This window comes from Wolbachia endosymbiont (group B) of Xanthorhoe designata, from assembly GCF_964028585.1.
In the GTDB taxonomy this organism is placed as follows: Bacteria; Pseudomonadota; Alphaproteobacteria; order Rickettsiales; family Anaplasmataceae; genus Wolbachia.
Window position 1 is genome coordinate 1,017,768 of record NZ_OZ034794.1, and the last position, 13,863, is coordinate 1,031,630.

Annotated in this window: 9 protein-coding genes; 5 read left to right on the forward strand and 4 right to left on the reverse strand. The window is 33.5% G+C overall.

Annotation, left to right across the window (positions count from 1 at the left end; genetic code table 11):
* The first annotated feature begins 41 nt into the window (after positions 1-41).
* The gene (locus ABWU64_RS05005) at positions 42-629 is read left to right on the forward strand and encodes a CvpA family protein (protein WP_064085309.1); all 588 of its coding nucleotides are present in this window, start codon (positions 42-44) and stop codon (positions 627-629) included.
* A gap of 130 nt (positions 630-759) precedes the next feature.
* Here the strand turns inward: ABWU64_RS05005 and ABWU64_RS05010 are convergent, their stop codons facing one another.
* On the reverse strand, positions 760-2,085 hold the full coding sequence (locus ABWU64_RS05010) for a phosphomannomutase/phosphoglucomutase (protein ID WP_353279444.1): 1,326 nt from the start codon (positions 2,083-2,085) through the stop codon (positions 760-762).
* 129 nt (positions 2,086-2,214) lie between these two features.
* On the opposite strand from ABWU64_RS05010, the gene ABWU64_RS05015 reads away from it, so the two are divergent.
* The 4 genes from ABWU64_RS05015 (at position 2,215) to ABWU64_RS05030 (ending at position 7,794) form a co-directional block, all read left to right on the forward strand.
* A complete protein-coding gene (locus ABWU64_RS05015) occupies positions 2,215-4,407 on the forward strand; it encodes a hypothetical protein (protein WP_353279446.1) in 2,193 nt (730 codons plus the stop codon).
* A gap of 163 nt (positions 4,408-4,570) precedes the next feature.
* Complete coding sequence (locus tag ABWU64_RS05020; RefSeq protein ID WP_353279448.1) at positions 4,571-6,076, forward strand: hypothetical protein; 1,506 nt, start codon at positions 4,571-4,573, stop codon at positions 6,074-6,076.
* Between the two features lie 228 nt (positions 6,077-6,304).
* Complete coding sequence (locus tag ABWU64_RS05025) at positions 6,305-7,012, forward strand: uroporphyrinogen-III synthase (RefSeq protein ID WP_015588316.1); 708 nt, start codon at positions 6,305-6,307, stop codon at positions 7,010-7,012.
* Entirely contained in the window at positions 7,012-7,794 is a 783-nt protein-coding gene (locus tag ABWU64_RS05030; protein WP_341815739.1) for an exodeoxyribonuclease III, read from the forward strand. Before ABWU64_RS05025 ends, ABWU64_RS05030 begins: the two co-directional genes overlap by 1 nt.
* 32 nt (positions 7,795-7,826) lie before the next feature.
* On the opposite strand, the gene ABWU64_RS05035 is transcribed toward ABWU64_RS05030, so the two are convergent.
* From ABWU64_RS05035 to gatA, 3 genes are all read right to left on the reverse strand, one after another.
* Positions 7,827-8,780, reverse strand: a complete 954-nt coding sequence (locus tag ABWU64_RS05035) for a hypothetical protein (RefSeq protein ID WP_015588314.1) — start codon at positions 8,778-8,780, stop codon at positions 7,827-7,829.
* A gap of 899 nt (positions 8,781-9,679) precedes the next feature.
* On the reverse strand, positions 9,680-12,208 hold the full coding sequence (gene polA / locus ABWU64_RS05040; RefSeq protein ID WP_353279450.1) for a DNA polymerase I: 2,529 nt from the start codon (positions 12,206-12,208) through the stop codon (positions 9,680-9,682).
* A 111-nt stretch (positions 12,209-12,319) separates the two neighbouring features.
* Positions 12,320-13,786: an Asp-tRNA(Asn)/Glu-tRNA(Gln) amidotransferase subunit GatA gene (gene gatA, locus ABWU64_RS05045; protein WP_341815737.1), complete on the reverse strand. Its 1,467-nt coding sequence runs from the start codon at positions 13,784-13,786 to the stop codon at positions 12,320-12,322.
* Between the last annotated feature and the right edge of the window lie 77 nt (positions 13,787-13,863).

Sequence of the window (13,863 nt, forward strand, 5' to 3'; positions counted from 1 at the left end):
TTTACAACTATTATATCTTGAAAATCATATAGATACAAAATATGTTTTTCGATAGCCTAATTATCTTTATTATTGTCTTGTGTGTAATAATATCGATAACTAGAGGTTTTATAAAAGAGCTATGTGCATTAATGTTCTTGCTCTTATCAGTCTTTTTGACAGCTAGTTACTATGATTTTTTTATTATAAATTATAGTAAGTATTTTGACTCTAAAGTTACACAAAACATACTTTCTACAATCTCTGTATTTATCATACTTAATCTTACATTCATGACAATGAATAACTGGCTAATGTACATATTATCACCTATAAGGTTGGGATTAATGGATAGAGTTACTGGAATCTTTGTCGGAGCACTTAGAGGAATATTGCTTTCTTATGTACTATTTTTTGCTGTGCACTTATATTGCCACACAGTATATGATAAAAAAGAGGGAGAGTCTAAAATAGATGCAGAAGACATATTGCCCAATTGGATAATAAATTCACACTCTTATCAGGCTTTATTTGTGACAACAGAAGAAGTAATTAACATGTATGTGCCAGAGTCATTGATACTAAAAATAAAAGAGATCGGTGAGGAAATGGTTGATCAAGAAAAATCTCAAAACAATAAAGAAAAGTGAGTGTTCATTTTCTATAGCTAAATTAGCTTAGACAGCTGTTATCCACAGCAGTGCGCCATAGGTTACCAATTCCTATTACTAATCAAACAAAACTGCAAACATTGACGAATAAGTAAATCATCAAAAAAATTTAAATGTATAATTTTAGTGCATCAATGTAATAAAACAAAACTTTTTTAGTGAGTTCAAAATTTTCTAAGGTATTTCCTTCACATCTTGCTGTAATGCAGTTTTGCGTATTTGATACTCTAAGAAGCCACCAACCTTTATTATCGGTTACCTTAATACCATCAAGCTCTGAAAATACAATATTTTTCTGCTTTAGTGTCTCCTTTACTGACTCAATTATTTGAAACTTTTTCTCATCCTTCACTACAATTTTCACTTCATGAGTGATATATAACTTTGGCAAATCTTCAATCATCTCAGATAGGCTTTGGTTTTTCTTAAGTAAAATGTTAATGACTTTAACAGCAGAATATAGTCCATCATCGAAACCCAGCTCAGAAAAGAAAAAATGCCCACTGAGTTCACCGGCAAATTTTGCTCCTTCTTCTACCATCTTTTTCTTAACTAGTGAGTGTCCAGTGGCACAGGTAATTATTTGTCCTCCTAATTTACTAACAAGATCATGCACTTTCATACTCATTTTTACGTTGGCAATAACTTTGCTTTTTGGGTGTTCCGCCAATACTTCACGTGAAAAAATCATAAACAAGTGATCATTGGAAACAACATTACCTTTATTATCAATCAAGCGTACCCTATCACCATCACCATCAAGTGCAATACCAAGATCACATTTATCTTTCTTGACAATATCTATTAACTGAGCAAGATTTTTCTCTTCTATGGGATCTGGGTCATGCAGTGGAAACGCTCCATCTATAAAGCTATTGGTTACGATGTGTATATGATCTGGTAAAATCCTTTCAATATACCTTACAATTGTTGGACTATTGCCAAAATCCCAGGCTATTTTTAGTTTTTGTGTAGTGTTATTCTTGAGCACATCTTTTAATATGTTAACGTACTCACTATATATATTCGTGTTAATTAAGCTTCCAATTTTCGTGCTGTTTTTAATTTTACTGCCTATAATTTCCTTCATTTCTTGATCTGAGTAAACTTTTTTACTACTGAAAAATTTAAAGCCGTTATATTCTCTGGGATTATGAGAAGCAGTGATCATAATCCCAAGATCTGCCTGCATTGTTGCAGCGTAGAGCATAGGTGAAGAACAGAGCCCAACGCGTATAACATTCGCACCGGATAAAATCAAGCCTCTGATTAATTCTTTTTCTATACTTGGTGAATCTATCCTGCTGTCATAGCCTACACAAACGTTAGCTGCAGTTTGACCGAATTTTCTACCTATTTCATACCCATCACTGATTTGCAGGTCTCTGCCTACCACACCTCTAATATCGTATTTTCTTATAATATTATTGTCCATACTGCACTTCTTGGAGTGGTTAATATATAACATTCCCGTCAAATACTCAAGTTTATTTAACTATAAAATTAGTTGATTTTTTAAAAAAATATGCTAATATTATAACATAGTTCTCTAAAAATAGAAATTATGACAAAAGAAAATTTACTTGTAACTGAAAATCAAGGTTTAGATTTAGATGAGCAGAAGAAAAAGGATATTTTAAGTTTTATTGAATCTTGTAACAAATTTCAGGATTTTACAAGAAAACTAGAGGAAGAAAATTTAATCTGGTATTTTATTGGTCCTTTACTACAAAATAAAGACATTAAGGAACAAATGAGCTCAAAGTGGAAGACAGATTTCCAAAGATTTGAGCAATTAATAAATGAAACACATAAAAAATTTGAAGAATCTCTACTAGGTGAAAATTTCTTAGTATATACAACACAAGATAATGAATTTAAAATTAGATTTGAAAATAAAGAAAAACCAATAGAGATTAGCACCCTTTTAAGAGCCAGTGACGAAGGCAAGGTTTATAACCTATCTTTAGGGAAAGATAGTCAAATAACTGCAACCAAAAAAGGCAGCGAAAGGCACTATGATTTTACTGGTTCAAGCTCATGTGAGATGACCATTAACTGGCAAGCTAAGGATTCTAAAGGCAATAGCATAGATTGTAGCATGACTGTAGAAGTAAATTCTAAGGGCATAAAAAGAGTGATTGATAAACCAAAATTTGGAGAAATAACTGACCCAGAAGAGGTATTAAAATTAGTTGAGCAGAATAAAGAAGTTTTTATCAATGGCAAAACTCTATATCAAACTTTCACTGACATGGTCAAAAGTGTGAACGATCAACAAACACCAGCAGAGGAAACATTTACGAAAGATTCACCACAGTCAGCTACACCAAGTAGCAGTGGATATTCCTCTCCTGATTCACGTAGAAGTTCTTTCTCTGGCACTAGTGAATTTAGTGGCGAAGAAGATGAAACGCTTGAGAATAGCATGTCTGATGACGAGAAAAAGTATGAACAAGAAGGATCAGAAAATGGAGTGGATGAAATTATAGATGAAATTGAGGAGTTAAAAGAAGAAAAAGAAACGTTTGCTCAATATTTTGCAAAGCAGGCAAAGCAGCTTGAGGATCTAAAGTTAGAATGCGACTCCTTGAAAAATGAAATTAACAAACAACAGCAAGCAATATTTGAAAGAGATCAAAAAATCGAGGAACAAGATGCTTCTATTAAGTCACTTACAGAGAAACTCAAAAAATCAGAAGAACTTAATCAAAATATAGAAAAGGAAGGTGATACAGGAATAAGAACACTAAGTGAGGAAAAGCAAATTTTGGAAGGAGAAGTTAAAAAACTTAAAGCTGAATTGAAAAGAATAACGCAAGAAAAAGATCAAGGTATTGAACAACTAACACAAGAGATAAAGGCGTTAGAAAAAGAACTACAAGGTGAAAATAATGTAATTGGTAAGTTAAGTGATCAGTTGAAAAATAAAAAAAATGAAATAAATAGGATAAATGAAGAGCAGCAGGAAAAATTAGAGCAAAGTGAAGCTAAGTTAAGTGCACTAGAAAAAAAGAATGCAAATTTGGAAAACGATCTAAAGAAAACATTGTTAGAAGGTTTAAAGAATAATAATGAAAAGCAGTTGGCAGAAAAATTGACAGAAGAAAAAGAGAAAAACAATACATTGGCTAAAAAGATGAATCAATTAGCTAAAGAATTAAGTCAACTGCAAAAAGACAAAGAAGTTTTGGAGGGAAAAATTCAACAACTTGAACCTGGAAAATCACTTGCAGATGAGCTCAGTGAAGTAGGTGAGAATGTAGCTACATCAACTCAAACTGAAGTTGAATATAAAAGTGTAGAAATCCAGGCAAGTGATCAGGAAACTACAGTTCCTAAAACACAAGACCAAGGTACACAAGCTGCGGATAAATCTTCAAGCAAAAAAATTAGTAAATTAGAAAAGGAAAATAAAAATTTGGCTAGAGACAAACTAACTATATCTAATCAACTAAACCAAAAAATACAAGAGATTGGTGAGTTAAAGAAAAATTCAAAGCAATTACAAGAAGAAAATACACAACTAAGACAAAAAGTTACTAAAGGTACAGGTGTTGATGCATCATCTTCAATAGATCACAAGGAGACTAAAGAAATGGAGATTCAAACTGATGTGCAAATGAATGATTTTCGCGATTTATATGATAAAGAAGGCAAATATGTCAGAACAGAACTATCAGATCCAAACACAGTTCCTGCTAAGACTACGGAAAAATCTACTCCTTCAAAAGGATGGGTTTTGCTTCAACTATAGCTAATCCAAACGAGATATTATATTGCAATAATTTTCTGTGCTTTCAAAAAACACATCAAGTAAAATCATTTGAAAGCAAATGGACATTGTTAGGTGAATTAACCCTAACTTAAGAATCATGTATATACAATATTAGTATGTTTAATTAATAGTGAGGTTAAAAATGTCACCTAGTGAAATAAAATCTAACTCACGTCCTGTTGAAGCTCAACAAGATAATTTGGGTGTTAGTACAATTATGCAAGATTCATTAAGTGCAGATATTGTTCATGATTCTAAAAAACTAAAGGAAAGAATTACTGACTTGTTAAAAGGAGATACAGAATTCTCCAAGATGAAGCAAGGAGATCAGGCTCTTGTAGTAGGTACAGCAAGTGGATTATTTGCAGCAGTGTTACCACTTTTGGCAGTTGGTGCAACACTTGCTATACCAAGTGCTATAGTTGGTCTTACTCTATTTTACGCTGCGAAAGTTGCTGTAAAAGCAGTTCAATCTGGATATAAAGGGCTCAAATGGTCAGCAGAAAAAACAGTTGAAGGAGCGAAGCATATTGGCGGAAAAATTAAGGATGGCTATGAGTATTCAGCAGATTCGCTGAAGAGAGGTGCTAGTTTTGTAAGTGAAAAAACAAAGGAAAAGACAAGTAATGTGCTCACTGCAACAGCAAATAAGTTATATCGTGCAGCTGGTAATGAGAATTATTCAGATAGAATAGATAATGAGCTTATTCCTGATTCACCACAAAAGAAGAGAGCTCAAGAAGTGAAAGAAGATCTTAGAGCAATTTGTACTGATGGAAAAAATAATTCCACGTTAATAAAGAGCATACTTTCTGGAATATCAGAAAAAATAGAAGGAAAAATAGCAAAAGAAACATATCTTGATTGGAGAGATTATTTGCCAGACCAGCTAGTAGATAAATGGAGAGAGCAGAAGAAATTTATTGATAACTTGGACGCAGATGGTTTGCGTAATTTAGTTACAAAAAGACTATCAGATAAAGATAAATACTTTAGAGACAGTATTTTCTCTGAACATCATGATGAGATTAAGGAAGTTATTAGAGAATGCAAGGAAGAGCATACTCGTTTTAATACTTTAGAAAGTCTTAATAAGTCAGCAAAAAGGCATAAAGCAAGTTCTATGAATTCACTGGAAAATAGCTTATCAGGTAGTAGTTCAACGAGTTCTATAAGTACTGTTAGCAGCGAAGCAGAATTATTAAATCCTAATGAGCATAAGGAAGTAAAAGCACCTACCTCACTTTGGAGCAAGTTGTCATCATCGCTAAAAGGTGGCAAAAAGCAAGAGGAAGTTACTCTTACACAATATGAAAGGATGAATGCAGATGAGATACCATCTACAAAGAAAGGAAATAGCACTTTTTATGTTGCTCCACCAAGAAGCAATTCAATGGATTCTATAAGTACTGACAGTACTGCTACAACTTCTAGCTTTGCCAGTTATCGTTGTAATTCTGATAGTGGATTCAATTCACCAAGTTCTTCTCCGCAACATGGTATTTTCACTGAGAAAAATGGCAAGTTAAAAACCCAAGCTGACTTAAGAAAGACAGGTTCTTTGGACAAATTGGTGGGACCTTCTTCAGCAGTAACTGTTGACACTAATGTAGAACAGCAAGTTCCAAAAACAAATGAAAGACAGTAACCAAAATTACCCACTTTCTTTAAAAGGATGTTACTCAATGAGTAACATCCTTTTTTCCATTTGATCAAAACGTTCGCTTATTTAATATCAATTTTCTAGCACTAGGCCAATTTATGGAGTTTCTCTTGCCTTTTTCATAGGTTACGCAAGAAACTTAAAAAATAAAAGTTTTTATTCAATAATTTGTGTATAAGGTATATTATTTTACTGCTAGTGAAATAAACCAGAATGAAGTCTATTTTATTGACAAGGCCTTTATTAGATTCGTTGAGCACAAGAAGCACGCTAAAAAAATATGGATACAAAGTTTTTATAGAACCAGTATTCACAATAAAGTACTTAAATCCTGATATATCTACGTATGAATTTGACGTTGTGATATCTACAAGTAAAAACAGTGTAAAGGCTTTCAGTCAAATATGCAAAGAGGATGGCTTTCCAATTATTACGGTTGGTAATTCAACTATGCAGGCTGCAAAAAATTTGGGATTTTCCGATATAATCTCAGCAGACAGCAACGTTGATGGTCTGATATCATTCATAAAATCTCATTATTCAAATGCAATAAAGTTCTTATATATAAGGGGACAAGAAGTATCATGTGACCTAAAAAAGAGATTATCTGAAGAAGGTTTTAACGTAAGAGAAGTTGTACTCTATAAAACAATTACTAAAAGGATTCTAACTAATAGGTGTAAAAATTTACTATTGGACGGTAAAATTGATAGCGTTGCTTTTTTTTCCTCACAAACTGCAAGGGCATTTTGTTCATTAGTTCTAAAAAGTGGGCTATCTCCTGTGATGAATAATACAGTTGCATATACCATGAGTAAAAACATTGCTGATAGTTTAAGGTTAATCAAATGGAAAAAAATTATAACATCAAGGTTACCTACTGGGGAGAGTTTAATTGATATAATTAATAAGGATTGTTGATGCTAAAGATTGCAACTTGGAATGTAAACTCAATACGTAGAAGAGTTAATCAACTTTGTAATTTTATAGCTGATAGTCAGATAGATATAGTTTTGCTGCAAGAGATAAAATGTACGGAAGAGCAATTTCCTTATGCAGAGATAGAAAAGTTAGGATATGAATATGCTATCTATGGACAGGTTGCAAGAAATGGCGTTTGTGTTTTATCTAAATATCCAATACTGGAAAAATTAAAAATCGATGTTGTAGAGAGTTATCAAGAAGCACGTTATATAGAGTGTGTGATAAAACACACCAATAATAAGATAAGGGTAGGAAGTTTATACGTGCCCAATGGTCAAAGCTTGGACTCCCAAGCATTTGAATATAAACTCAAGTTTTTTGATAACTTATATGAAAGGATGGGCACTTTGTTGAAAAATGAAGAGTTAACTATTATAGCTGGCGATTATAATGTTGCACTGGATGAAATTGATGTTTTTGATTCAAATTTATTAAATGGCCAAGTATGCTTTCATATAAAAGAGCGTGAGAAATTAAGAGCGATCTTGAATCTTGGTTTTAAAGATGCATTTAGAATATCTCACCCAAATTTGCAACAGTTTACTTGGTGGCATTATCAAGGTAATTCACTGAGAAATAATCAAGGGATGCGAATAGATTATATGCTACTATCGCCACAAGCTGTAGATAAATTGGAAACATGTTACATAGATGATAGGTTGCGTAAACTAGAAAACCCATCTGATCATACTCCTGTTGTATGTGTTATAAAACAATAAAAGACCTCTTACACAATTCACTTTTGGTAAGTCTATGTCTTACTTGACTGCTGTCTTTGTTCCTCAAATAGCTTATCTACAGTAACTTGCTCATCAAGCACAGTAAGCTGCTCACCCCCTTTATTTCCCACCTGAGGAGCTTGTTCCAGAGTAGGTTGTTTTTTACTCCCGTCAGCAATTGTTTCAAGAGAGCTTTCAATTGGGGTTTTTAAAATATCATCAATACCCTTGCGAATTTTTTCATTCAATTTTGCTCTCTTTTCTGTATCATCTTTATCTGGTGAGCTAGGATCATATAAAGTACCTGGCCTATTATTTGAAAAAAGAACTTCAATTCCTCCCTTTACAGCAAATATTGTACCAATAACAGCAGCAACTATCGCAAGTGTAGTAGGACCAAAAATTAATATTGAAGCAATGGAAAAAAGAATAGGAAGAAAAACCTTACGTAAGCACTTTGTTACCATCTCTTCATCACTAAGTAGTGGTTCATCCTCTTCTTTTTTATCTCCACCTAAAAATGGTATTTTTTCTTTCACTCCATCCATAAAGGAGCCAGAAATATTTTTCGGGTCTATTTTTATTCCCAATGGTAACCCAACAAGTTTTATTAGTGAATCTTTAGCTTCTGTACCACGTACATCATCTAAGCATTCCTCTACTACTTGCTTTACTTTACTATCTTCCTCTCCAGCCAATTTTTTCTCTCTAACTTCTTTAAATATAGAAAGTAAAAACTGACAAAAATTCTCTTCACTGAGTGGTCTTATCTTTTCTGGATTGACATTAGTTAGTAGTATCTTCTTATAAGCTAATATAAAATAATCAGTTATTCCTTTGCTCTCCTTTAATTTGGCTTTAACTTCTAATACTTTTACAAAGTAATCGTAAATTTCCTTATGTTCCTTCTTGAAGAGCATCTCATTTTGCCCGGTCACCTGAGTAGATGACTCTAAAGGCTTATTTTTTGCTTTTGGAACTGTCATAACGATCTATTTGTACTAACCTATGTTATAATTATAGCATATTTTTCGTATTAATTCAAATTTCTTAGAACCTGTCTTGAAAGGGAAAAAAGAAAAGAATAAAGCAAAAAATAGAAGAGTAACAAATGATATAAGTGATAAGGGAACGTAAAAAATTGCTTCCATATATTTTAAATCTGATTATAATGATAGTAAGAGATATTTTTAGAGCTCAAAAACTTATCTTTGTCTGCAGACTTTTCAGTCAAACTTTTAATCAAAAAGCGTAGCGTATCTTCTTCAGAGCATGTAAGTGTGCTTAATTTCTGTCGTATGTGCGCTGCACTTTTTTCTAATCTTTTTCACACAGGGGGATTTTATGTCCAGAATTCCAGATATTTGACCTTTACTTTAGCTAAAAATCAATAGGCGCCTATTGTTTAACGCTAATTAAAATAAAAATTTTTCTAATATATAGGAAAATTATAAAATCACTATTTACTGAAAGCGGGATGTTATTGCCAAGAAAGCTGCTGATATCACAGAACCTTAGATTATTCCCAAACGTTGTTTGCGTGACGTATGAGCGTGCTCTCCTTACTTCAAGAACTCTTTAATATGACTGCTATTATACTTACGAAATTAACTACTCAAGGCATCCGTTCAGGGGTGTGGCAAAATAAGGTAAAAGTGAATTTACAACAACAAGGCAGTGCTTGACACTGGAATCCAGCCTTTTGTAGTCTCATTGAAAGCGTTGCTTTTAATATCTATGATTAGGTTGCTTGTGAGCAATTTGGATCCCAGTGTCAAGCACTGGGATGACATTATTTTTGCTTCAATATTTACACATTAGCCATGCATCTGAACAGATACTACTTAGGTCCTTTCAAGACAGGTTCTTAGAGTCTACGGTATAATTAAGAAAAGCCCCAGTTGTCGCCAATTTCTATTTCTACTTCAAGCGGTATAGAAATTTTTACTGCATTTTCCATTACGTCTTTCATAAGTTTTGCTGTTTCTTGTACCTTATCGTCCTCTACTTCAACTAGTAGCTCATCGTGAACTTGGAGGATTATTTTACCTGTTTTCAATTGATCAAAAAGCTGAATCATTGCACGTTTTATTATATCAGCGGCGGTTCCTTGCAGCGGTGCATTTATTGCTGCCCTTTCTGCAAATTGTCTTAGATAAGGAATTTTATTGTTGATGTCTCTTACAAAACATCTTCTGCCAAACAAAGTTTCTACATAACCATGATTTCTCGCGATAGATACTGCTTTTTCCATATAGACCTTTATTTCTGGGTAACAAGAAAAATAGTAATTAATGTATTCAGCAGCCTCCGCAATGGTAATTCCAAGTCGCTTTGCAAGGCCAAATGGACTAATTCCATATATAATTCCAAAATTAATGGTTTTTGCTTTGCGTCTTAATTGCTCATCTATTTCTTGAACTCCAAAAACTTGTCTTGCGGTGATATCATGAATATCTTCCCTATTTGCAAAAGCTTCTTTAAATGCCGCAACATCTGCCACATGTGCCAGGAGTCTTAATTCTATTTGCGAATAGTCGGCAGAAATTATCTTGCACCCTTTTGGCACAATAAACGCTTGCCTGATAAGACTACCTTCTTCGCTTCTGATAGGAATATTTTGTAAATTAGGATTGCTAGAGCTCAGCCTTCCAGTTGCAGTCACAGTGATTGAAAAGCTTGTATGTATCCTACCATCAAGCGGATCAACCTGTTTTATTAACGCGTCAGTATAGGTACCCTTTAATTTACTTAGATGTCGCCAACTTAAAATTTTACCTGCGATTTCTGTCCCCTCCTCTTCAAGTGCCTCTAGAACTTCAGAGTTGGTGCTATAAGACCCGGATTTTGACTTTTTCTTTTTACTTAGCCCTATTTTATTAAATAAAATATCACTTAATTGTTTTGGTGATGCAATATTAAATTTTTCTCCTGCTAAGTTATGTATATCGTTTTCAAATACAGCAATTAGCTGCTCAAACTTATCAGACAGTTCCTGTAGTTTTTGAATATTAAGCAGTATTCCATTTTTCTCCATATCAAATACTACTTTCATGAGAGGCCTGTCGAAGCGTTCGTAAATCGTAAAAAGTTTTTCCTGAAATAATCTTTGTGTCAGTTTCTCATGGATCGCTATTAAAGTTTTTGCCGAAAAATTTTCTACATTCTCACTCAAATTATGCGCAACTATGTTTGGAATGCTGTGATCATGCTTACCTGTGTCAAGACTATATGACATGATCATCAAGTCATCAATTGAGTCTAGCACTCTCTCTATTGTAGGAAATATTTCTCTGATCTTTCTAATATCATGTATTATTTTAAGCACCCCATTTGAAAATAAAGTTGAATTTATTATAGTGAGTGCATCTTGTAGGCAGCTTTGATCTATGTAGAAAATATTATCTTCACTGCAAGATAAGGAGATTTCGTTTAATGCATTGTTTTCAAAGTGGCAATGAATTGCAATTTTACCTTCATATCCGCAATACTCCAAAAATTTTTCTAATTCTTCACTACTATATTCTGTTTTCTCTTTTGTGCTAGATCCACTATAAGAAAAAAGCTTTTCTACTTTTCCTATCAATGAATTAAATTCATATTTCTTCAAAAAGGATAACAATTTTTCCATATTTGGAGGATGGACTTCATATTTTACAATATCATGTTGAAGATCTACTTTTTTGCATAGTGACAAAAGTTCTCTTGAAATTAGTGCTTTTTCCTTATGCTCAGTAAGAATATTACGAACTCTTGTTTGCTCAATGTTATTGATGTTTTCTATAATGTTATCCAACGAATCAAATTTATCCAGCAATTTAGCTGCAGTTTTTGGGCCTATTCCTGGAACGCCTGGAATGTTATCAGATGCATCTCCAGTTAGAGAAAATAAATCAAGAAGCTTATTTGAATTTACACCAAATTTTTCTATCACTTGTTTTTCATCTACGTATATATTTTTGATAGGATCAAATATTAGAATGTTGTAATTCAAAAGTTGAAATAAGTCTTTATCTGATGAGACTACTACTACTTTAAAGTCTTCGTGGTTGGCATATTTTGCAGCTAGTGTTGCAATTATGTCATCTGCTTCATAGCCTTCAATCTCTTCATAGCTGAAGTTAAAAGCTTCCACCGCTTCTCTCAGTATTGTAAATTGTGGAATTAAATCCTCAGGAGGCGTTACTCTGTTTGCTTTATACTCAGAATATAAACTGTGCCTGAAATTTTTTTTGCCAGAATCAAGTGCTATAGTTAAGTAGTCCGAATGGACAATATACCTCAGAACCATATTCAAAAAGCCATACACAGCACCTATTGGAATACCGGTTGTGGTAGTTAAATGATGCAAAACGTAATAAGCTCTGAAAAGAAAACCGTAACCATCAATGATTGTGAAAGTCTTTTCTTTCATTTTAGATATTTGAGTGTACCTTTGATGGTCTATTATTTAGCTACAAAAATCAAGTTCTTGTTTCCTATAGCTAAAATAATCATAATGCTATAGTTACTATAAGAAAATATATTATATAAGAGAGTCAATTATTCTGCCGCAATTTTGCTCTATCACACTTGCCATATTTAATATTCCAGTTTCATCATAATAATTTCCAATTACTTGCAAGGCAAGTGGCAAACCTTCATTTGAGAGCCCAACAGGGATAGAAATAGCAGGTAATCCCGCTAAGCTTGCCGGCACGGTAAACACATCATTAATGCACATCATTAGCGGATCTGGCTTTTCATTTAAGCCGAAAGCTTCTGTTGGAGCAGATGGCACAAGTATGTAATCTATTTTTTCAAACGCTTTTATAAAATCATTTCTGATTAATGCCCTAATGCACTGTGCTTTTTCATAATACTCATTGTAATGACCTGAAGAAAGCGCATAAGAACCAATTAAAATTCTCCTTTTCACTTCTTTACCAAAACCTTCTGCTCTTGTTAGCGAGTACATTTCTTCAAGGGTATCAGCATCAACCCTGAATCCGTAACGTACACCATCATAGCGAGCAAGATTAGATGAAGTTTCAGCAGAACAAATTAGATAGTAAACCGGTATCGCATATTTAGTATGAGGCAGAGTAATGTCAACAACTTCAGCACCATTTTCTTTTAAATTGGAAGAAACTTTTTCCCAATGATGAACGATTTCTTCTGAAATCCCATCCATTCTATATTCTTTTGGTATACCAATGCGCTTACCCTTGATATCACCATTTATAAGATTAGAAAATTTAGGCACTGGTTTTTCGCTCGATGTTGAATCTTTTTCATCATAGCCACAAATTGTTTCCAGCATTAATGCTGAATCAGAAACAGAACGAGTAATGACTCCTGCTTGATCAAGAGAGCTTGCAAATGCAATCATACCAAAACGCGAACATCTTCCATAAGTTGGCTTTATTCCAACCACTCCACAATAAGCTGCTGGTTGACGTACAGACCCACCAGTATCGCTTCCTAATGCTCCAGCACATAAAAACCCAGCAACTGATGCTGCAGATCCACCAGATGATCCACCAGGAACAACTTTTTCTCCATCACTTTCTCTAATCCATACATTTTCAACAGGGCCAAAATAGCTATTTATGTTAGCAGAGCCCATAGCAAATTCATCCATGTTAAGTTTACCGAGCATGGCTGCTCCACTTTTTAAAAGCAAATTAGATACCGTAGATTCATAAGTCGGGATGAAATTTTCCAGCATTTTTGAGCATGCTGTTGTTTTTATTCCTTTTGTACAGAATAAATCTTTAACACCAACTGGTATGCCCATAAGTGATGAAATATTATCTTTTTGTTTCAAAAAGTATTCATCTGCTATTTTAGCAGCTTTTATCGCGATTTCTGGGGTTTTTGTTACAAATGCATTTAGTTGCTCATTTTCGACTGCACTAACATGCGTTTCTACAAGCTCAACAGCAGAAAAATCCCCCCGTCTTAGTCCATCATACATCTCTGTAATAGTGAACCTTCTCAATTCATTCATTAACATTCAATTTAGCAAGGTGTTAATTATAACAACAATAGGGCAGAAAATCTATATATTTATGATCGAAAACGGGA